This window comes from Lacibacter sp., from assembly GCF_057361365.1.
This window is the reverse complement of the sequence record NZ_JBMQSG010000006.1, coordinates 130,750-153,299: the sequence shown is the minus strand read 5'-3', so window position 1 is coordinate 153,299 and position 22,550 is coordinate 130,750. Positions and strand designations below refer to the sequence as shown.

Here is a 22,550-nt window from a genome sequence, read left to right as displayed (position 1 = left end):
GATAGAAGTTGCATGCACTTGTTCGTAATCATGCACGAGGTAAAGTGAAAGCAAAAGTACTTCCTTTGCCAAGTTCGCTTTCTACATGTATATCGCCGCCATTTTTCTTGAGAAATTCTTTGCAGATCATTAGGCCAAGGCCGGTTCCTGATTCGTTGGATGTGCCTTTGGTTGTGAAATGTTCATCGCCAAACAATTTGTTTTTCGCTTCCTCACTCATACCCGTGCCGGTATCGCTAACTAAAACTTCAATCAGCTCATCATCTTCTTTTACATCAATAATTACCTGGCCTTCTTTTGGTGTGAATTTAATGGCATTGCTGATAAGATTCCGCAGCACTACTTCAATCATTTCTTTGTCGGCATAGATATAAACAGGTTTGTCGGCTTTTGTGGTCAAATACACCTGTTTGTTTTCAGCTTGCAGGCGAACGATTTGTTGCACATCGTGAATCAGTTTGTTCATATCGATCAATTGGGGAGAAAGTGATTCACCTTTCAACTGGCTCTTTGCCCATTGAAGTAAGTTCTCCATCAAATCGGTTGTGTAATGAAGATCTTTCACCACATCAGGTATCAATACTTTTATTTCTTCTGCAGGCAAATCATATTGTTCAACACTTTTAAAAAGGTTACGCAGCCCGTATAGAGGTGTGCGAAGATCATGTGATATTACAGAAAATAATTTCGACTTCAGATTGTTTAGCTCCGCCAGCTCTTCTTTTTGTTTTTCAATTTCCTGGGTGTATTTATACAACTCTTCATTACTATTCAATATCTCCGTTTGGTAATCTTTATTTTCTTTCTTGATCAGAAACAAACCAATAAAAATTAATGCGACCGATAGTACGTGGTTAAATACATAGAAGGGATAGTTGATATCCTTCATTACAAATTCATAATTCTGCTCAATAACAAATACAGCGAAGTAACTGATGAGTGAGAAGCTGATTGCTAATAGAATTAACCGAAGGTTCTGCAAAAAGAACACAGCAAAAACAGCGTAAAGAATAAAGAACAGCTCAATACCCACATCAATACTATCCATATATACAAGCGATGTAATAGAAGGGTACAAAATAAAATACCAGACCATTGCAAAGTTGTATCGGCGATAATAGTTGGCAATTAAAACAACCAAACTGATGAATGCGGGTGATGCGGCAACGATCCATGCTATGGCCGGTAAATAACCTTTGTTGAGAATTGCCAGCAACGGAATAACAATGCCCGTGATGAGTCCAATAAAATTGAGTGTGTTGAATATGCCTAAACGGCGTGCAGCATAACCATCAAGTTCTTCTGTGTATCCAATTTTTTTAATGCGACGAAGTGTATCAACCAACAACGATAACCTGACCATTTTCATAATCCTGCGCTTTTAAAGGGAATAGATAATAACTGGTGGTGTTTTGATCAGTGTCAACTTGGGATAGGAGAATTTCGCTGGCTATGAACATAAACATACGTAGTTAACATACGATACGGATGTTCTGTTTATTTTTTAGTGATGAATAGTGAAAGAAACAGTTGAAGAATGGGGTTTTGGTTGTATAAGACGGTTTAAAATGAAAACGCATCGTGTGTAATACCAAACGATGCGTTTTAAAATTAAAAATATCTTGTTTAATCGTTTACTTTAAAATTGAACTGAACAGTAACTGTTGATTCCTGGGCTCCTTTATCGAACTGGATATTGCGTAGGTATTCAATGATGGCATTTGCGTATGCCTGGCTTACTGAAGTTGAACGTGGGCCAATGCGAACGAAAGTACCACGACCTTCCGGCGACACTTTAATTACAGCATAGATGGTAGCTTTTTCAAGATCACCAGCGAAAGAATAATATTTAATAATCTTACGATTACCGCTTGTTACTCTTGGTCCACCGGAACCGTTGCCACCATTACCATTGTAATTATCACTGTTAGGATTTCCACCAGCTTTACCCTGGTCGCCGGTGCCACCGGCAATACCCTGGTTACGGCTGTTGTTATATTGATCTGAATTATTTCCACCAGTACCTGTCCCGCCACCATAAACCGCTTTTGGTTTGGGTGGAGCTGGTTTGGGATTTACAACGGTAGTAGTTGCCGGTTTTGTTGTTGTAACCGGTGGATTGTCTTTCGGAACAACCTTCGTTGGCTTTGTTACTTTAGCAGGTTTATTTACTTCCGGAGCATCTTCATCATCACGCTCACTCAATTCTTTTTCTGTTTCTTCAACAGCTGCCGCAATTTGTTGTTGAGGAGGGGTAGTGGTTGTTTCAGGAATAGCTTCGGGAGCAGGCTCATCAGGAATAAGCGGTTGCACATCACCAAAACCAATATCACTGTTGCCAAGATTTACTTCAATGCCTTCTTCAACAGGCGGAGGTGTTGGCCCTGTCATTGCAATGGTGATCACAAAAAATAAGATCAGCAATACTGCATGCACCACAAAGGTGATAGCTGCTGCTTTGTATTTTTTCTGTGTGTCTGCTGCCTGCATGGTTGAAATTTGATACATCGAAATTAACTCTTTTACCCCTAACGATGGAAAACCATGCCACATTGCATATGAGTTGTGAAGCTTTTATGAAAATGTTAGCAGTTGACGATTAACCAATTCTCTTGTAGAGAGAATAAGGCAGCCACTTTAACACCCATGCAACCAGCGCCCAACGTTTTGTTACCTGCACTCTTCGCTTCTTGTTTTTGATGGCAGCAATCATTTGTGTAGTGGCTTTTTCGAGAGGCGCCGTCCAGAATAACTTGTTGCCTTTGGCCATATCAGTAAGAACAAAGCCCGGTTGAATATCGGTGATGTGAATAGGTAATTTCATACGGTAAACTTTTATGCGCAAAGCTTCCATATAACTGCTCATGTAAGCTTTACTTGCTCCATAAGCGGGTGCCCAACTGTTACCACGATATGCAGCTATTGATGATATGGATGCAATTTGTCCATGTCCTTGTCTCACAAAATAATTAAATGCATAATTGGTGGTTTCTGCAAAGCCATTTACGTTGATGAGTGTGGTTTTTTTATCCATTTCCCAATCGAGTTCCTTACTTGCTTCGCCATAACCACTGTTGTATATAAAAAGATCCATGCCTTGCAACTGATCAATTAACTGCTGAAGGTGAAGAATGTTTTCTTTACCTGTTACATCAAATGTGGCAGTGAAAGTTTGCTGCGGATATTTATGTTTTATTTCATCGAGCAGGTGAGTGCGTCTGCCGGTAATGCCCACTAAATGACCGGCTTTCAGATAACGCAGAGCCAGCGCTCTTCCGATACCGGAGGTTGCGCCGATGATGATCACTTTTTGCATAAAGCTATTTTCGTTTTAGCAATACACTGTTATCTACCGCAAGTCCTGCCACGATCAACAGGAAACTGATAATGTGAATATAACTTATTTTTTCCCCAAGAATAATGACGGCTTCAATGCTGCTGAAGATGGGAATAAGATTTCCAAACAGAGCGGTGCGACCTGCTCCAAGTTCTTTTATAGAACGGTTCCACATTAGAAAGGAAATTACCGATGTTCCTAAACCTAAATAAAGAATCACCGAGCCTGTTTGCCAAGTCCATTGCACTGGTTTTACATAAGTGGCCTCAATAAAAAAAGCAGGGATTAGTAAAGCTGTGCCGATGCAGAAAACAAAAAACAAAAACCCAATTGCCGAAATTTCTTTTGGTTTTTTGCGTGCAAGAATATTGTAAATAGCAAAGCTCAATGCGCCAAGTAATACCCAACCGTCGCCTTTTGTAAACTGCAGATGCAAAAGATTTTCAAAACTTCCTTTGCTTAATAAGAAGAGAATACCGGCAACACACAACACAATCCCGATAATGCGATGCCATTTTATATGTTCCTTCAAAAAATAATGTGCCAGGATAATGGACATGATAGGAGAGGAAGTGGTGCCAATCAAGGCAAGGTTGATGGCAGTTGAACTATGTCCGGCTATATACACAAATGTGTTGAATAAGCTGATGCCTGTTAAACCTGTCCAGAAAAAATAAGCTTTGTTTTGTTTTACAATTTGCCAGGATGGTTTAATGTGTTTCCATGCAACGGGTAAAAGGAGTACGCAGGCAGTGAACCACCGGAAAAATGCCAATGCGATGGGTGGAATGTCGTTGATGATGGCACGTGCCACAATGAAGTTGCCGCTCCAGATAATCGTGGCGAGTATGGCAAGTGCTATACCCAATACAATTTGATTCTGGTTGGCTGGTTTCATCGTTCAAATATAGCCGCCCCAATAGGTAATGATTGGTTCAGGAAAACTTATTTCACTTAGGAATGATGAGTGGTAGGAACTCTATCACAAACTATCAGTTAAACGTTTTGTGCTTCAACAAAGGCTTCAATTTCCACAAACCAAACAAAGGGCCGGGTGCAAGAATCAATAGAACATAGGGGGATTGCATAAATTGGCCGAACAAACGATTTAAGACATACACGCTGACTACAGTAATCGAAAAACCAATACAGGTCACAATGGTTAATGCTGATCCTTTATTTTCAGCAACGGCAGTTTGTGCAACGATAGATGAAAACTGTGGTGAATCAGCTACTACTGCAAATCCCCAAATCAATAAGAAAAAAAGAAAGAGGAAAGGAGGGAATGCGAAACTAAAAATGGATAGTATGCAACAGCAAAAGGAAACTAACATAGCCGCATAGGCCACTTTTGCACTTCCTTGTTTGAGTGTGATATAACCGCCGGCCACACAACCCACAGCACCTGCAGCAATAATAATGAACGACCATAATGGTACATTCATTCCAGCAGCATTTTGCTTTGCGTATAAATTCAAAATAACAGGAACGAAAGCCCAGAATGCATACAATTCCCACATGTGACCAAAATAGCCGAATGATGCTGCACGAAAGTTGGGAAAGCGAAAACTGTTTTTAAATGCATCAAACGAATAACTGCTGCCTTTTTTATAAAACGGGCCACGTGGCACAAATAGAAAAATTATAAGTCCGCCTGTAGCTGCAAAGGCAGAAGTAAACATCAGTACATGTTGCCAGTTATAATCCCAACCCGATTGTTTGAGCAAATGCGGAAAAGCAGTGCCCATCACCAATGCACCAACAAGATAGCCGAGTGCTTTGCCTAAACCTTTTTCATACCATTCTGCTGCTATCTTCATTCCTACAGGATAAATGCCGGCGAGGAAAAAGCCAACAAAAAATCTTGAAAGCACTAACAATAAAAAATCCTGTTGCGGTAACAGGATGAGCAGGTTGGCTAAAGCTGCAAGCAACGACGAAATAAAAAATACAACTGATGGTTTAAACCGATCAGCAATAGCGGTGATGGCAAACACAAAAGTGCCGATGATGAAACCAATGAGTACTGATGAAGTAACAATGGTCAGTCCGTCTTTTTGCAGTTGAAATGATTTGCTGATCTCTGTAAGTATAGCATTGCCGCTAAACCATAACGATGTGCCTGCAAATTGCGACAGTACAATGAGTGGCAAGATATGGTTGGGGCGTTGCACGAAATGAAAGTCAACTTACGAAATGTAACTTAAAAAATAACGGTTGCCGACCTTCAAAAGGTTGGCAACCGTGTTATATGCATGGTTTGACGGGTTCAACCGTGCCGACCAATATTACCAATGCGCAAAATCAACTTCGTAATTACCTTTGATACGTTCAATTGGGGGATTGAAGTAACCATGCTTCAGATCAGGGAACTCTTCCTGTATCAATTCAATGAATTGTTTTACTCCAAGTAATTCACTTGTTTCAGTAATACCAAGTTTGCCGAGATACCAATCAGGATCAATATTGAAATTTCTCCACTGGATCATCTTCAATCCGGTTTCTTTAATGAGCTTTCGCAATGCTTCGTATTCTTCCACACAATCGGTTATACCAGGGAATACAAAATAATTGATGCTCGTCCAGCCACCATAGCTGTTCATCACTTTCAAACTTTCAACAATATCTTCAAACTGATAATTATTCGGACGATAGTAAGCTTCATATACATGCTTGCGTGCACTGTTTGTACTTACACGAATGGAATTCAAACCTGCTTCACACAATACTTTTACCGCATCAGGTTTTGATCCATTGGTGTTGATATTGATACTTCCTTTTTGTGTATGCTTACGCATTTCAATAATTGCATCACGCATGGTTTCCCACATCAGTAGAGGTTCGCCTTCACATCCTTGTCCAAATGATACGATAGGGTAAGGTGCAGTTTCCAAATGGGGAACAGTGAACTCAACAATTTCTTCAGGCGTTGGCTTAAATGTTAAACGATCCTGCGGACTTTGAATATGTTCTTCCTGCGGTTGAAACGAAATACAACCAATACAGTTTGCATTACATGCCGGTGAAACCGGAATGGGACATTCCCAACGGCTCATGGCAAAATTTCTTGCAGCCGGACAGTTGTACGTATTGCAGCAGTTTTCCATGAGGTGTTTTACCAAACGGTTATGCGGATAAGTTTTAATGAGATGTTCGGCGCCTGTTTCAATTTTCTCATCATTGTATCCAGCACATTCCTGGCGAATATCCTGTTCAATGCGAATAGCAGGCACATAAAATTTATCATCGTGCCAACCTACGGCTGTGTAACAAAAAAGTGGAAGTGTATCGGCGCCGGGTTCGCATTCAAAAGCGGCGATAAATAAGCTGGTATGTGCAGGTGGAATAAACGCCGCAACGGCCCAGCCCTTTTCACACAAACGCATTTCGCCTGTGTTTACATCAATACCAATGCCTTTACGGTCAGGTAATTCATAAAGATTGCCGCCGTCAGGCAATTCCATCCAGTTATCAAGATCAATTGGAAAAGCATCCCATGCTTCACGACCCACTGCATAAAGTGAAGTGTCTTCAAAAATATTTCCGTTCCCGTCGGAGTAAAGTAAATAAGGAGAATGTTGTAAGGCCATAGTGAATTGTCAATTGTGAATGGTGAATGTTCAGGTCAGCTTATTCACCATTGACCATTCACTATTCACTTTTCAGATAATGTCTGCAAAATTCGTGAATTTGTTCCAGTTCGTCGAAAGCAATTGCTTTTTGGAACTCAAAACGATAAGTTTTATTTCGGAATGTGCGGATGCTGATGCTGTGAGGTAGTGCATTAAGCTCCCGGATATCCTCCCAATCAAGCTCCTTATCCTTTGGGAAATTAGAAATTGTAACTCCCAAATGGTGTACCGATACCCGTTCACTGTTGATGGTCTTGCGTTCGCAATGAAATACATAATAATACATGCCCGTTGCCAGTGCCATTAAAACGACAGTTATCCACGACTGGTCGAGAACGGCAAGTATGGTAAGTCCCCCAAAAACAATCACCTCAATTAAGCGAAAGCCGGCGTTCAAATGAGTTGATTCTTCAGCAAAACCACGCATAAAAGCCAGCGTTATCACATCAACCCCTATAATTATCTCGCAAAAAGCGGTAATGCGGTTATCCATCTTAATTTCATAAATGGCGGCAGCAATAAACACCATGCCGGCAAGAAAATGAAGAATGGGGCTAATTTTTTTCAGGTTACTGTAAGCAGGATGCACAATTGAAACGGAGAGTGGTGATGCCATAGCAGTAGGTTTTGATGTGAGATGCCGTTCATAAAAAAATCCACACAAAAGGTGCGGATTTTTTTTCATAACCGGAAAAATGAGCTGTTAATCTTCGGCTTTGTTCTTCAAACTCATTAACACGGTATAAGCACCTTTCCCTACAATTTCTTTTTGCTGCAGTACTTCTGCATTTAAAATTTCAGTTAGTCCTTTTTCACTGAGGCCGATCTGCACTTCGGTTAACTCAAACTGTTTCTGCGATTTTTTTACAAACACATAATGCTTATTTTCAAAACGTACAACGGCATCTTCAGGAACAACCCAGGCTGCTTTATTTTTCACTTCCACTTCGGCATTCATGTACGTGCCGGGAATGAGTGTTTTATCGTAATCATCAAAATGGCAATGCACTTCGGTACTGCGATCAGGGCCAAGATCTTTTCCAATTAAGATGATATCGCCATGATGCTTGTTGCCGGGGTCATTGTTGGTGTAGGATATTACTTTTTGACCGATAAACAATTTGTTGACATCTTTTTCAAATACAGTTAGAGACAGATGTATGTCGGTAGGATTGATCAATTCAAATAATACCTCCGTTGGTGCCACATATTTACCAATGTTAACATTCACTGCAGAAACATATCCATCAATTGGGGAGAAGATTTGTACGCTCCGTGTAATATTCGATTCGTTTAAACGGCTTAAGTTGATACCGGCGAGTTTTAGTTTTTCAGCCAAAGCACTCATCATAACTTTCTGACTTCTGAATTCTGCTTCAGATTGCTGAAAAGTTTTGTCGCTGCTAGCCTTACTTTCGTTCAACTCTTTCTGTCGGTTGTATTCATTTTCAAGGAAAGGTAATTTTGCTTTTGCTGTTAAATAATCTTGCTGCAATTGAATGTATTGCTGATCTTCCACAACGGCAATTACTTCTCCTTTTCTTACATGTAACCCCGGTAATAATTTTGTTGATTTAAGATATCCACCCATTGGTACACTGATCGACACAATATTTTGCGGCGGTACATCAATTTTGCCGTTTAGCTTTAGCACCGATGAAATTTGTTGCTCCTGAACCCGGGTTATTTCGAGTGCAGCATTTTTTAATTGTGCATCCGTTAAAGTCACCAGGCTTTCCGGCACTTGTTCGGTTGTGGCTTCTGCAGTTTTGGTTTTACCATCACAGGCCTGTAGCAAGAATGCAGAAGTAAATAATATGAATGCGTATTTCATGTCGAATATTTTATTGATTGCTGTAATAGTTTAAGTGAATGCTGCTTTCGTTCAGGTTTTTTACAGCATCGAGATAATCGTTTTTGATCGCTGTAGCCTGGTTCACCAACATAAACCACTCAAGGTAATTGATCAAACCACTGTTGAATTGTTTGTTGGCTGTAGTTAGAATGAGTGCAGCATTTTGCAGCCCCGTCCTTTCAAAATAAGCAACAGTTTCTTTGTATTTGAGGTACTGCTGTTGCGCCGATTGATACTGTGTGTTCAGTTCATTCATGCTTAATGTGTATTGATTAGCTGCAAGCTGTTTACTGAATTTTGCACTATTGATCTTTGTCTTTTGTGCTTTTGCAAACACAGGAATACCCACACCGATCTGCATCGATTGAAAACGATACGATGAAGGATAGTATTTATCATTGGCGCCGGTACCACGTATGCTGGTGCTAAACAAACCCAACGATAGATCGGGGAGGAGCTTTGCTTTTTCCACTGCAATAACTGCATCTGCAATTTGTTGTTGCTGTTTAACGAAAGCAATATTCGGGTGATTGCTTAGCTCTACCGGTGCAAGCTGAACCGGATGTTTCAACTCTTTTGCAGTTACATCAAACGCTGTTGTGGAGTTGAGCAATAATTGAAACTGCAACTGCACCAGATCCAGGTCTTTCTGCAATTGCTGACGCTGTAATCGTATTTGCCCCAGCTGTGTTTCGGCTGTTGCTTTTTCTAATATATTGCTTTCACCTTTTTGCAAACGCAATTCGGTTAAACGATAGAATGCACTGAACAAACTATCGGCTTCCTGTAACAATTGTGCTTTCTGCTTTAAGTATAGCAGATGATAAAAAGCTGTTGTTACATCCCGTTTCAATTCAGCTTCCTTTACAGCAACAAACAATGCATTGTTCTTCCATTCTTCTGTTAAAAATGTTTTTTGTGTGCTGTACACTTTCGGAAAATTGAACGATTGCGAAAGTCCGAACCGGGTATCGTTATAAATACTGTTGAACTGTCCAACCTCGGCCGATACCATTGTTTGCGGTACTACTGCAGCAGAAGCAATGAGCATTTTTTTGTACTCGCTTACTAACTTCTCCTGCTTTAGGTTCAGGTTGTTTTTTAATGAAGTATCAATCGCCGATTGTAACGTGATTGGTGTTTGTGCTGTAGCTCCTGCAACAGACAAGAGCAATACGATCAATAACGTTGGTTTCTTCATTGCTTTTCTTTTTTTGCGTTTTTCAGTTCCTTTTTCAAATAGGACATATAAGCTCGGTAACACAAACAGTGTTAGGAATGTTGCCACTAATAATCCACCGATCAACACGGTTGCCAATGGACGTTGCACTTCTGCACCAGCACCTGTGCTGAGAGCCATGGGTAAAATACCGAACGATGCAACAAAGGCTGTCATCAACACCGGACGTAACCTGATCTTAGTACCCATCACAGCGATCTTTCTTGGATCGGTCCATCCTTCATCACGCAGGCGGTTAAATTCGGAGATCAACACAATACCATTCAACACCGCTACACCAAATAATGCAATAAAGCCAACACCTGCTGAAATGCTGAACGGCATATCACGCAATGCCAATGCGAAAATGCCACCTGTTGCAGATAATGGAATTGCAGAATAGATCAACAAGCCTTGTTTAATGGAATTGAAGGAAAAGAAAAGCAGTAAGAAGATGAGCAACAATGCAACCGGAACAGCGATACCCAATCTTGCTTTTGCTGCATTCAGGTTTTCAAACGCACCGCCATAGGTTACATAATAACCTGCGGGCAGTTTCATTTTTGCTTCTACTTTTTGCTGCAGTTCGTTTACGATCGATTGCACATCTCTGTCGCCCACATTAAAACCAACAATGATTCTGCGCTTGGCATCTTCACGTTGTATCTGGTTAGGACCTTCTTTAATTTCTACGTTTGCCAATTGGTATAATGGAACCTGAGCACCACCTTTCACAGGTATCAACAGGTTTTGTATGTCTTCAATGTTCTTACGTTTTTCGCCGCTTAAACGCACCACCATATCAAAACGTTTTTCGCCTTCGTACACAAAGCCCGTGGCTTCGCCGGCCAAACCTGTGTTGATGATGTGATTAACATCGCTGATGTTTAAACCATATTGCGAAATAGCAGCACGGTTGTATTCGATAATGATCTGCGGCATACCGGACACCGGTTCAACATATAAATTTTTTGAACCCTGTACCGATGAAACCAAGTTGCCCAGCTGTTGCGCATAATGTGCCAGCGTATCGATGTTCTCTCCAAATATTTTACATACTACATCCTGCTTGGCACCCGTCATCAGTTCATTAAAACGCATCTGTACGGGAAATTGAAAACTTACGGTAATGCCCGGTACAACAGCAACTGCCTTGCTCATTTTATCAGCCAGCTCGTCAAAGTTTTCAGCTGAGGTCCATTCTTTTTTATCTTTTAAGATCACCATCATATCGGCTGCTTCCATGGGCATCGGATCGGTGGGGATTTCACCACTGCCGATTTTTGTTACGACCTGTTCCACTTCAGGAAACTGCGATTTCAAAATGTGTGCTGCCTTTTGTGTGCTTTCGATAGTGGTTGTAAGATTACTTCCTGTTAATACTCTTGTTTCAACAGCAAAATCTCCTTCTTCCAATGCAGGAATAAATTCGCCACCCAATGTGGTTAATATAAATACAGAAACAGCAAACAGCAATACAGATGCTGCAATTACCCATTTCGAAATGTTGAGGACTTTATTAAGCGCTTTCTGATAATGGAATTCAAAAAACTCCATCATCTTATCAGCAAATGTTTTCTTGTGTGTGAGTTTGCGGCTCATGATCAGCGAACTCATCATCGGCACATAGGTGAGTGATAATATGAACGCACCCAGCAATGCAAACGCAATGGTTTGGGCCATCGGAATAAACATCTTGCCTTCAATACCCTGCAACGTAAATGTGGGAAGGTAAACAATAAGAATAATGATTTGTCCAAACACTACACTCCGGGCCATTTTACCAGATGCTGCAGTTACCTCTTCGTTCATCTGGTGCTGCGAGAGTTTGTTTACATGCGCAAAATGTTTGCTGTGTGTAAGCTGGTGCAACACAGCTTCCACAATAAACACCGCACCATCTACAATCAAACCAAAATCAAGTGCCCCTAAACTCATAAGGTTGCCGATGACACCAAACCTGTTCATCATAATAACTGCAAACAACATTGAAAGTGGTATTACAGATGCCACCAAAAATCCGGCACGTAAATTTCCAAGGAAGAGAATGAGCACAAACAATACGATCAAAGCGCCTTCAATTAAATTTGTCTTTACTGTACCAATTGCATTGTTCACCATTTTGGTACGGTCGAGGAAGGGTTCAATGATTACGCCTTCGGGTAACGACTTTTGTATTTGTGCAACACGCTCTTTTACGTTTTTAATTACTTCACTACTGTTGGCACCTTTTAACATCATTACAACTGCACCCGCTACTTCACCTTCGTCGTTATAGGTAAGTGCACCAAAACGTGTTGCCTCTCCAAAGCGTACATCGGCCACATCACGCACAAACAATGGCGTGCCTGCTGAAGTATTTTTAATAAAGGTTGATTGAATATCTTCCACACTTCCTACTAAACCTTCGCTGCGGATATACAAGACTGTTGGTCCTTTTTCAATGTAGGCGCCACCGGTGTTCTGGTTGCTTTTTTCCAACGCCGTAAACACATCGCTCATAGTAATACCCAGCGACTGCAGTTTATTGGGATCAACAGCAATTTCATACTGTTTTAATCGACCACCGAAGCTGCTTACATCGGCAACGCCTTTTACACCCAGCAATTGACGGCGAACGATCCAATCCTGGATGGTACGCAATTCCATGGCGTCGTATTTGTTTTCGTAACCATTTTTCGGACGAACAGTGTACTGGTATATTTCACCCAACCCAGTTGTTACAGGTCCTAATGAAATGGAACCGATGCCTTCTGGTATTTCATCTTTTACCTGTTGCAGTCGTTCGGCTACCTGTTGTCGGGCCCAATAGATATCTATATCATCATTAAACACAATGGTTACCAGCGAAAGACCAAAGCGTGAGAAACTGCGTATCTCATGCAAGCCTGAAATATTATTATTCGCAAGTTCAATAGGGAAGGTGACCAACCGTTCAATATCGGTAGCACCAAGCGATGGCGCAACCGTAATTACCTGCACCTGGTTATTGGTAATATCGGGAACAGCATCGATAGGAAGTTTGGTAAACTGGTAACTGCCGTAACCAATAAGTGCAGCTACAAACAGACCAATAACGAGTTTGTTATTTACGGAGAAACGAATGATTGCATTCAGCATTACCTGTTTTATTTAATGCATAAGTAATACAGCACTAACTTTTCTTTTGCGTTGAAAAGAAAAGCATACTGAAAAAATAAAATTGATATTACTTAACAAGCTTTTGGCGGCTGCCAGATCGAAGAACGAAATGATGAGCTTATAAATATATCGTTGCTGATTGCATGTGCAACAGGCAAAACGATCTCTGTTTTGGGCACTAAAGAATAAAAAGGAGTCAGTTCAAAAACACTCAACACAGCACCGGTATAACCGCCCTGTGATTTAAATGGCAGCTGTTGATCTTTGCTGTAATCAAGATCAATAATCCCTTCATCATTGTAATGCATGGCGAGGAATTGAAGCAATCCAAGGTTATTGTTTTGTTCTTTATGCTCGGCGTAATGTTGAATAAGCAAAGGAAACTTCAAAAGCTGACGAAGCTCGGTTGAGGAAATAAGATATACTCCCAGGAATAGTATGCAGATGAGTTTCTTCACCAATGCAAAGATATTTTAAAATGGCATAGGGTGGAAGATTTGTGATAAAGGGCGACAAAGACATTCATTTTTTTGTAAACCTCTCCCGGCAAAAAGCATTCATTTCGTCCATTTGTAATTCGCTGAGAACTGCACCGGTTTCGTATTGAATAAATTGATTTTGCACTGTGTTGATGGATACAAAATCATTCTTTACGATCATATTTTCAATATTCTTCCACTCGATCAAACGCTGTTTTAAATTGTCGGGAGTATGCACACCTTTTTCATCAATGGTTACATGACAGGCCGAAAAGATCCTTCGCTCGGTAAAAAATAAAAACAATAATCCGCCTCCCGCAAAAAATTGCAAAGCTGCTCTCATTGATTCATTTAATTCCCAAAAATGCCAGGCTGCATAAAAAAGAACGGCAGCACCTAATAGGCGAAAAAGGCCATTTGTTTTTGATGGTGGTGCCAACCACTTTCTTCCGGTGAATGCATAAAGAATAAGAATTAACGCAGCAGCAATTTGAACGACAATAAAAAATATAGCAGGGGTAGGAGTTTTGTACTCGCCCCATGCATTACCGATCATTAAAAATCCAGCAAGCAAGTGAAGTAATCTGGCTGCTTTTTTTTGTTTTTCAAATGGTTCAAAGAATATGGGAATACGATATGTGTTCATGGCAGGTTAAAGATACGGCATAATGAAATGAAGCGTGGAAAGGGCAATCATAGCCGGTCACTCGTTTATGAAATAATCTACTTAAGAAGCCGGATCGACGTTTATGCACAATCCAATATCAAATATGTGAAAAACCGGAAAACATTACCAATATCATATTTTATACTACAAACTATTATAAGTTTTCGATGTTCTTTTGTGTCATAGGTGTTTTTCATAGGTTAGCAACGGCCGACTCTTTCCAGGGACGGCCTATTTTTTTGCCCTTACTTCATTTGCTAATCATGGTTAGTTTTTTGTGTCTCCCCAATTTCAACCGTATTGTCATTTTTTTCCTGACATAGTTTAAAATGTCTTTTAAAACCACACGCTGAATTGTTTTTTACTCTATATTGCACGTAGGTGTTTTTCATAGGTTAGCAACGGCCGACTCTTTTCAGGGTTGGCTTTCTTTTTTTTAGTACTGCTTCACACCTCGTTTTTGTTTGTTTTCTCCCTTACGTACATAAAAAAAGGTTCATAAAATGAACCTTTAATAAAATAGGCCTATGCATATCAGTTAGGATTGCAGGCCAGGAGCATATTGCTGAGTTTGTAAAGTATTCTTGCGCCTACATTTTCATCCCACTCGGTTGTGCTGATTCCAACTTCATTTAAATCAAATCCAATAAGTTTACGTCCACTGCTAAGAATTTTGCGGAACAAGTAAAATACCTGTTCGGTTTCAAGACCACCCATCACGGGTGTTCCGGTATGTGGACAAAGTTTGGGATCGAGACCATCTGCATCAAAGCTGATATACACATTGGCAGGTAGTTGATCAATAATTTCATCTACCAATTGTTTCCAACTTTGCCCTTCGAACATCCTTTCTTTTAAATCTCTATCGAAATAGGGAATAATGCGGTCAGTGCTTTCGTTTACAATCTGCAGTTCATCATCACCATAATCCCTGATGCCAACCTGTACTAATTTTTTTATTTGGGGAACTTCTTTTAGCGCATTAAACATGATAGATGCATGAGAGTAAACAAACCCTTCATACGATTCACGTAAATCAAAATGTGCGTCTATCTGTAACAAACCGAAATCGCCGTGTTTTTCAGCAATTGCCTTAAAATACCCGAGTGGTGTGCTGTGGTCGCCTCCAAGTAAAGCCACCAACTTTCCTTTATCGAGTAATGCCTTGGTTTGTTCATACACCCAGTTGTTCAGAAATACACTTCCGGCATTCACTTCCTTCAGTGTTTTGCACATGAACTTATTGTCGTTCACGTTCTCGCCCTGTGAAATATAGTTGATGTAGAGCTCGGCTTCTTTACGGAGATAATCACTTTTAAGGAGGATGCTGCGGTCGACATCTTTCATATAAATGCCACGTCGCCATGCATCGCCAGTATCATTATCATGCAAGTCGACCTGGAGACTAGCCCTGAAGACATGCTCTGGTGCCCGGGCGGTTCCGGCTTTATAACTTACAGTTACTTCCCAGGGAACTGGTAAAATGATCAAGTCTGCATCTTCTTCAGAAAATGGGAGCCCGAATATATTATTGTTGGGGTTACCTGCGCTGTTGGGGTCGAACCCCGATAGATCGGCCATGTGTTGTATTTGAAAAAAACTTCGCAAAGGTAATAGACATTCTTACAACCATAAGGGGTTGTTCAGAAAGTTTTTTACATAATACATACGCCTTGTGGTTAAAACAGTTTGTCGTAGTTAGACAATTGATTCACCGGTTTACACCATCTATCCAATAATCTGCGTTTTATGCTTCTCATCACAAAAAGCAACTTGTTTTTGGTCTACCTTTGCGGCTGCATTAAAAAAGCATTGAATGAAGACCTCACACATCCTGATTTTAGTCGTGATTGCAGTGGCCATAGGCATTCTGATCAGCAGCATGGGCGACCTATCAACCTACGACACAATCGACTCCGCTAAAGCCAAACCCGGCAAATTTTTGCACCTGATTGCGAAACTTGACACGACCAACGGAAAGGAAATTGAATACGATGCTCTTAAAGATCCTAATTACCTTGCTTTCCACGTGATTGATTCATTAGGCGGAGCAACAAAGGTTGTGTATATGAAAGGAAAGCCACCAACAGATATGGAGCGTAGCGAACGAATGGTGTTGAAAGGAAAAATGACGGATAGTGCTTTTTTATGCGATGATATTTTGATCAAATGCCCCAGCAAGTACAAAGATGAGAAAGCGAAGATCAGCACGGTCGCTAAATAAATAAGACTGGTGAATCCCGTTGTGAAATAGTTTTTCTGAACCAATTACCAAATCATGCCATTTATAGGTGAACAATTACTGCCCGGACAGATTGGAAATTTCTTAGCTATTCTTTCATTCGTTGCATCTTTACTGGCTACTGTTGCCTACTTCAAAGCCACCCAATCGCAAATACCGAACGTTCAGCAAACCTGGAAACGTATTGCAAGAGTCTCATTCCTTGCAGAGATTATTTCCATCATCGGCATTTTTGCGGTGCTGTATTTTATTATTTCAAATCATCGTTTCGAGTATAAATATGCCTGGCAGCACAGCAATTACCAGCTGCCAATGCAATACATTCTTGCCTGTTTCTGGGAAGGCCAGGAGGGAAGTTTTCTTCTTTGGAGTTTCTGGCATTGCATACTCGGAGGCATCATCATTTTACGAGAAAAGAAATGGGAGGCACCGGTTATGGTGACCATCAGCTTTATGCAGTTTGCATTGGCTACCATGGTGATAGGTATTTATTTCTTCGATTTTAAACTAGGCAGTAATCCATTTGTGTTGATGCGTGATCAGGGGATGCTCAGCCCCGAACAATTCCCAATCGGGTTTGATTCACAAGGTCATTTGCGCAGCGATTACCTCAGCTTTATTCGTGATGGAAACGGGTTGAATCCGTTATTGCAGAATTACTGGATGACGATTCATCCACCCGTTCTTTTCCTCGGCTTTGCCAGTACTATTGTGCCGTTTGCATTTGCGATTGCCGGCCTCTGGAAGAAAGATTTTGGCGGTTGGGTATTGCCTGCCCGGCCATGGGCCATTTTTAGTGCAGGTATTCTTGGGTTGGGAATTATGATGGGAGCGGCCTGGGCCTACGAAAGTTTGACCTTTGGTGGTTACTGGGCATGGGACCCGGTGGAAAATGCGTCGCTTGTTCCATGGCTTATTGCTATTTGCGGCATTCATACATTGATCGCCTATAAACATACAGGTCATTCATTAAGAGCAACATTTCTTTTCTTTATTCTCCAGTTTCTTTTTATTATCTATTCTACATTCTTAACCCGAAGTGGAATTTTGGGTGATACAAGTGTGCATGCCTTTACTGATCTCGGCATGAATACGCAGCTGCTTACCTTTCTTTTGATATTCGTTATTCCGTCTCTGGCTTTGTTTACCATCCGTTATAAACAGATACCCACCATCATAAAGGAAGAAGCAATAAGTTCAAGGGAATTCTGGTTGTTTGTTGGCTCATTGTTATTCTTTATTTCAGCGCTTTTTGTTATTGGAAAAACATCGTTGCCGGTCGTAAATAAAATATTTGGTACCAAGTATGCGCCGGCGCAGGATATAGAATATTCGTATAACAAAGTGCTCATTCTTTTCTCTTTTGTGATTGCGATCCTTACCGCTGTCAGCCAGTATTTAAAGTATAAGCAAACAAGCGGAGCGGCGTTTTTGAAAACGATATGGTTGCCTGCACTTATTGCAATCATTGCTTCGCTTTGCATTAGCATTTTTGGCGACATTAACTACAATAAATACGGTGTTGGATATCTCGCTGTTATTCATCTCAGCATTTTTGCTGCGGTGTTTGGCGTCATTGCAAACGGCATGTACATTGTTACTGGCATTAAAGGAAAAATGATCAAGGCTGGTGCATCTATTGCACATGTTGGTTTTGGGTTGACGTTACTTGGTATTCTTATTTCCTCATCAAAAAAGGAAGTAATCAGTTGGAACACCAGCGGCATCATGGTAAATTTTGGTGAGCAGAGCAAAGAGAACCCTGCTGAGAATTTAACCCTGGTGAAAGGTATAGCTACAGATATGGGCAAGTACATGGTAACTTATCTCGGCGATTCCACTCATCCTTCCGATCCCAAACAATATTTTAAAATTCATTTCCAGTACAAGAATAAAGACGAAGGGTTCACTTTATATCCTGATGCGTTTGTAAACTTTAAAGGCAACGAAGGCATTATGGCTAACCCCGATAGCAAACACTACCTGCATAAAGATGTGTTCACTTACATTACTTCCTTGCCAAACAAAGAAAAAAACAAAGACACCTCTTCGTTCAAAGAACATAAAATAAAACCGGGCGACACCGTATTTTATTCACAAGGGTTTATGGTGTTGGATAATGTTGGTCGTGATATCACACGTAAAGACATTCCGCATGACGTAAGTGATTCAGTATTTGCAGCCCAACTCACCGTTTACGCAAAAGACAGCAGCAAATACGCAGCCGAACCTTTGCTCATCCTTCGTGGCAATAATATTATGCCTGTGGCCGATACGGTTATTTCGCAAAGCCTTGTATTGGCATTCAGCGGTGCTGAAGCTGATGGCATTAAGTTGGGAGTGAAGGAAAGTAATTCAGTGCTCGACTATGTAACGCTGAAAGCCTACCAATTCCCGGCAATAAATGTGCTTTGGTTCGGTATCATACTCATGACATTTGGTTTTTTACTTGCAAGCTGGAATCATATTCAGAAAAACAGGAAATCCGAGTTGAAATCTGTTTGATAGATTCACAGATAAGTGGACAAATAGGATTTTTGGTTTTGCCTGTAGCGAACCACTTGCAGCTTTTTATGAAAATCTTCACAAGGCAGCATCGGTTACATTCTTACTGTCTGTTGTATAAACAGGGTAGAATGCTTAATTTACATGGTCGATGAAGAGTTATAAGTGCATATCATATTTATCTGTACTCCTTTTTTGCTTTTGCTTAAGCACAGCTTCTTTATATGCACAGGAAGTATTGCCACCACATCCTGATTCAAGTTCTCCCAAACGAATTATTAAAGTTGAGTATGGTGCAAATGACACCATTTATGTGAAAGCACTGCTTATTAATGGTGAGATCATTGGTGGTAGAGAAATAAGTGAAGTGTTTGTTTGGGGCGGTAATCCAAAAGAAGCGGAGAAGTATTGGGCAGCGTGGACGAGGTTAAGAAATGCAGTTTATCTCACTTATCCTTATGCACGTTCCGCAGGGGTAGTGATGAATGATGTAAACAAACACCTTGAAAATATCAAAGGAAAATCGGACAGGAAGAAATACATCAAGTCAAGAGAAAAAGAATTGCGTTCAAGCTTTACTGATAAAGTGACTGATCTTTCTATCTATCAAGGCAAAGTGCTGATGAAACTCATCAACCGACAGACTGGTAATAACTGTTATGAAATTGTACATGAAATGAAAGGCGGTTTCACTGCAGGATTTTACCAGACACTCATGTTTTTTGCAGGAACCAGTTTAAAGCAAGCCTGGAATCCAAAAGACGATAAATTCGATAAACAGATCGAAGATATTGTTCTTGAAATTGACCGCATGTATTATGGGTCTCCGGGTTATACAACATCAACTGCGAAAACTTCAGCAGGAAGATAATTGTACAAACTGTTATCCACATAACAGATTGTTAACTGCTGATGCTTCACTTGTTCTTCTCACCTTATTTCCTACTTTCACACTCCAAAATTTAAAGCATGAAATTAGATATACTCGCATTTGGCGTTCATCCCGATGATGTGGAATTAAGTTGTGCAGGCACATTGATGGTGGAAATTAACAACGGGAAAAAAGTGGGTGTTATTGATCTTACACGTGGAGAACTGGGCACAAGAGGTACTGCAGAAACAAGAAAGGAAGAAGCAGCTATTGCGGCAAAGATCATGGGAGTGCATGTACGAGAGAACCTGGGAATGCGTGATGGCTTCTTCCAAAATGATGAAGCACATCAAATGCAGATCGTTCAAAAGATCCGTCAATACCAACCGGAAATTGTTATTTGCAACGCTATGGTTGATCGTCATCCTGATCATGGCCGTTCATCAAAACTTGTGTCTGATGCAAGTTTCTTATCCGGTCTTCGCAAAATAGAAACAAGCTATAATGGTGAAGCACAACAGGCATGGCGACCAAAATATGTGTTTCATTATATTCAGGATCGCTACGCAGAGCCTGATTTTATTTTCGACATCAGTTCAGTATTCGATCGTAAAGTTGAAAGTATTAAAGCATATGGCACTCAGTTTAGCAACCAGCAGTTGAAAACTGACGATGCAGAGCCGCAAACATACATATCCACACCAGCTTATTTTGATACTATCATCAGCCGGCATAAGATGTTCGGCAAACGTATTGGTGTAGAATACGGCGAAGGCTTTATCACCGAGAAACGCATAGGTATCAACACGTTCGATGCATTAATACAGGTGAGCACCTGATGAGTGTTAGTAGTTCATACTGTTAATCTTGCGTCATTCCTTCCACATAGTGCTCAACAAAAGCTGAGATAGGTTACCTTTGCAGCAATTTATTTTAGTTATAATGAGCACTCCTAAATTTGCCGTTACGGCACAATCCTTCCACACGGAATTAAAAAGAAGGGTTAATTCATACTTCGAAGAACAACGTAAAAAACCAACAGGAAATTTCGTTCTATATTTTAAAGCGATTTCTTTTGGTGTTGCGTTAGCAGCAATTTATGTTCACCTGGTTTTCTTTACACCGGTTTGGTGGTTGGGTGTAGTTGAATCAATCGTATTAGGTGGATTGATTGCGGCTATTGGTTTTAATGTAATGCACGATGGAGCACACGGTAGCTTCAGTACAAATAAGGCAGTGAATACGATGGCTGCTTTTTCTTTGAATATGTTAGGTGGCAGCAGCTTTATGTGGAATTTTAAACACAACATTATTCATCATGCCTATACCAATATCGATGGTGTTGATGATGATATCGATATTCAACCGTGGATGCGCATGAGCAGCACACAAAAGAAGTACAAGCTGCACAAATACCAACATTACTACTTCTGGGTTTTATATGCATTGCTTTATATCCTTTGGATATTTGTGATGGACTACCAGAAATATTTCAGCAAGAAGATTGGTAACATGCCATTGAAAAAGATGGAAGTGAAGGATCATGTAGTGTTCTGGACGTTTAAAATTCTTCACCTGGTTGTTTTTATTGGATTACCAATTTATTTTGCGGGATTTGTTCCCTGGTTAGTTGGGTTCCTTGTAACAACTTTGTTTGCCGGTGTAGTGATAAGTATTGTGTTCCAGTTGGCACATACAGTTGAGCATACACATTTCCCAATGCCAAGCGAAGAAGATGGTCGTTTGCAGGATGAGTGGGCTATTCACCAATTAAAAACAACAGCAAACTTTGCTACAAGAAATAAACTGATCTCAATGCTGGTGGGTGGATTAAATTTTCAGGTGGAGCATCACCTGTTCCCGAAAATTTCACACGTACATTATCCTGCTATCAGCCGCATCATTAAGCAAACCTGCCAGGAGTTTAATGTGGAATATATTGAGTATCCAAAGATGCGCATGGCTATTGCATCGCATGTGGCTTACTTGCGTGAAATGGGAAGAGGCGAGGTTAAGCTTTACGCTCAGCACTAAAAAATAGTTCAGCGTCTTTACGTGGAGAAATGGAGTTGTAACACGACTCCATTTTTTTTATACTTAACAGTTTACTGAACAATGTTTGATATTCTTCTTTACTTCCGCCAAATGGTGGCCCGCCATCAAACTCTTTGTTGAATAATACACCAACTAATTTGCCATCCGGTTTTAATAGTTGATGCATTTGGTAAACATAATTCGGTCTCAATATCGGATCAAGTGCACAGAAGAAGGTTTGTTCAAGAATAAGATCGTACTGACCCTTGTGTTCAAAAAAATTGCCAGTGATAATAGTTATGGGTTGATCCTTGAATTTTTTTTTAAGAGCTGCCGTTAGCACTGGAGAAATATCGAGTACAGTTACATTGTTGAAACCATTTTGCAATAACCATTCGGCCTCATATGCATTACCGCAGCCGGGAATAAGGATGGCGATACTTTTATCTTTTATCGTTTGCAGATAGTCAACAAGAGGAGTGGAGCCATAACCAATATCCCAACCTGTTTGATGTTGCAAATAACGGTTGCTCCAATATTCTGCATCGAGTGTTGATTCGCTCATGTG

The 22,550-nt window shown here is 40.5% G+C and carries 18 protein-coding genes; 5 read left to right on the top strand and 13 right to left on the bottom strand.

The genetic code is table 11. The features are described 5' to 3' along the window. Positions 1 to 28: 28 nt before the first annotated feature. The 12 genes from ACO1QW_RS04025 to ACO1QW_RS03970 form a co-directional block, all read right to left on the bottom strand. On the bottom strand, positions 29 to 1,369 hold the full coding sequence (locus ACO1QW_RS04025) for a sensor histidine kinase (protein WP_486255922.1): 1,341 nt from the start codon (positions 1,367 to 1,369) through the stop codon (positions 29 to 31). Between the two features lie 257 nt (positions 1,370 to 1,626). Further along, positions 1,627 to 2,553, bottom strand: coding sequence for a hypothetical protein (locus tag ACO1QW_RS04020; RefSeq protein ID WP_486255920.1), 927 nt, complete (start codon positions 2,551 to 2,553; stop codon positions 1,627 to 1,629). Between the two features lie 46 nt (positions 2,554 to 2,599). Further along, positions 2,600 to 3,316, bottom strand: coding sequence for an SDR family NAD(P)-dependent oxidoreductase (locus ACO1QW_RS04015; protein ID WP_486255918.1), 717 nt, complete (start codon positions 3,314 to 3,316; stop codon positions 2,600 to 2,602). A 4-nt stretch (positions 3,317 to 3,320) separates the two neighbouring features. Then, a complete protein-coding gene (locus tag ACO1QW_RS04010; protein ID WP_486255917.1) occupies positions 3,321 to 4,235 on the bottom strand; it encodes a DMT family transporter in 915 nt (304 codons plus the stop codon). 94 nt (positions 4,236 to 4,329) lie between these two features. Continuing rightward, positions 4,330 to 5,490, bottom strand: coding sequence for an MFS transporter (locus ACO1QW_RS04005; protein WP_486255915.1), 1,161 nt, complete (start codon positions 5,488 to 5,490; stop codon positions 4,330 to 4,332). 135 nt (positions 5,491 to 5,625) lie between these two features. After that, positions 5,626 to 6,927, bottom strand: a complete 1,302-nt coding sequence (locus ACO1QW_RS04000; RefSeq protein ID WP_486255912.1) for a radical SAM family protein — start codon at positions 6,925 to 6,927, stop codon at positions 5,626 to 5,628. A gap of 61 nt (positions 6,928 to 6,988) precedes the next feature. Then, entirely contained in the window at positions 6,989 to 7,585 is a 597-nt protein-coding gene (locus ACO1QW_RS03995; RefSeq protein WP_486255911.1) for a hypothetical protein, read from the bottom strand. An 87-nt stretch (positions 7,586 to 7,672) separates the two neighbouring features. Next, on the bottom strand, positions 7,673 to 8,803 hold the full coding sequence (locus tag ACO1QW_RS03990; protein WP_486255909.1) for an efflux RND transporter periplasmic adaptor subunit: 1,131 nt from the start codon (positions 8,801 to 8,803) through the stop codon (positions 7,673 to 7,675). Positions 8,804 to 8,813: 10 nt separating this feature from the next. Further along, positions 8,814 to 13,163 (bottom strand): CusA/CzcA family heavy metal efflux RND transporter, encoded by a 4,350-nt coding sequence (locus ACO1QW_RS03985; protein ID WP_486255908.1) that lies wholly within the window; start codon positions 13,161 to 13,163, stop codon positions 8,814 to 8,816. 92 nt (positions 13,164 to 13,255) lie between these two features. Further along, entirely contained in the window at positions 13,256 to 13,642 is a 387-nt protein-coding gene (locus tag ACO1QW_RS03980) for a hypothetical protein (RefSeq protein WP_486255906.1), read from the bottom strand. 64 nt (positions 13,643 to 13,706) lie between these two features. Continuing rightward, positions 13,707 to 14,309 (bottom strand): hypothetical protein, encoded by a 603-nt coding sequence (locus tag ACO1QW_RS03975; RefSeq protein ID WP_486255905.1) that lies wholly within the window; start codon positions 14,307 to 14,309, stop codon positions 13,707 to 13,709. A 555-nt stretch (positions 14,310 to 14,864) separates the two neighbouring features. Then, positions 14,865 to 15,911, bottom strand: coding sequence for an agmatinase family protein (locus tag ACO1QW_RS03970; protein ID WP_486255903.1), 1,047 nt, complete (start codon positions 15,909 to 15,911; stop codon positions 14,865 to 14,867). 235 nt (positions 15,912 to 16,146) lie between these two features. Between ACO1QW_RS03970 and ACO1QW_RS03965 the strand changes: the two genes are divergently transcribed. The 5 genes from ACO1QW_RS03965 (at position 16,147) to ACO1QW_RS03945 (ending at position 21,982) form a co-directional block, all read left to right on the top strand. Beyond that, positions 16,147 to 16,554 (top strand): cytochrome c maturation protein CcmE domain-containing protein, encoded by a 408-nt coding sequence (locus ACO1QW_RS03965; RefSeq protein WP_486255901.1) that lies wholly within the window; start codon positions 16,147 to 16,149, stop codon positions 16,552 to 16,554. A 54-nt stretch (positions 16,555 to 16,608) separates the two neighbouring features. Continuing rightward, positions 16,609 to 19,077, top strand: coding sequence for a cytochrome c biogenesis protein CcsA (ccsA, locus tag ACO1QW_RS03960; protein ID WP_486255899.1), 2,469 nt, complete (start codon positions 16,609 to 16,611; stop codon positions 19,075 to 19,077). 151 nt (positions 19,078 to 19,228) lie between these two features. Next, the gene (locus ACO1QW_RS03955) at positions 19,229 to 19,948 is read left to right on the top strand and encodes a DUF4294 domain-containing protein (RefSeq protein ID WP_486255897.1); all 720 of its coding nucleotides are present in this window, start codon (positions 19,229 to 19,231) and stop codon (positions 19,946 to 19,948) included. Positions 19,949 to 20,046: 98 nt separating this feature from the next. After that, positions 20,047 to 20,787, top strand: a complete 741-nt coding sequence (bshB1, locus tag ACO1QW_RS03950; protein WP_486255895.1) for a bacillithiol biosynthesis deacetylase BshB1 — start codon at positions 20,047 to 20,049, stop codon at positions 20,785 to 20,787. Between the two features lie 103 nt (positions 20,788 to 20,890). After that, on the top strand, positions 20,891 to 21,982 hold the full coding sequence (locus ACO1QW_RS03945; protein ID WP_486255894.1) for a fatty acid desaturase family protein: 1,092 nt from the start codon (positions 20,891 to 20,893) through the stop codon (positions 21,980 to 21,982). Here ACO1QW_RS03945 and ACO1QW_RS03940 read toward each other — a convergent pair. Next, positions 21,960 to 22,547 (bottom strand): methyltransferase domain-containing protein, encoded by a 588-nt coding sequence (locus tag ACO1QW_RS03940; RefSeq protein WP_486255893.1) that lies wholly within the window; start codon positions 22,545 to 22,547, stop codon positions 21,960 to 21,962. The genes ACO1QW_RS03945 and ACO1QW_RS03940 overlap by 23 nt on opposite strands. Between the last annotated feature and the right edge of the window lie 3 nt (positions 22,548 to 22,550).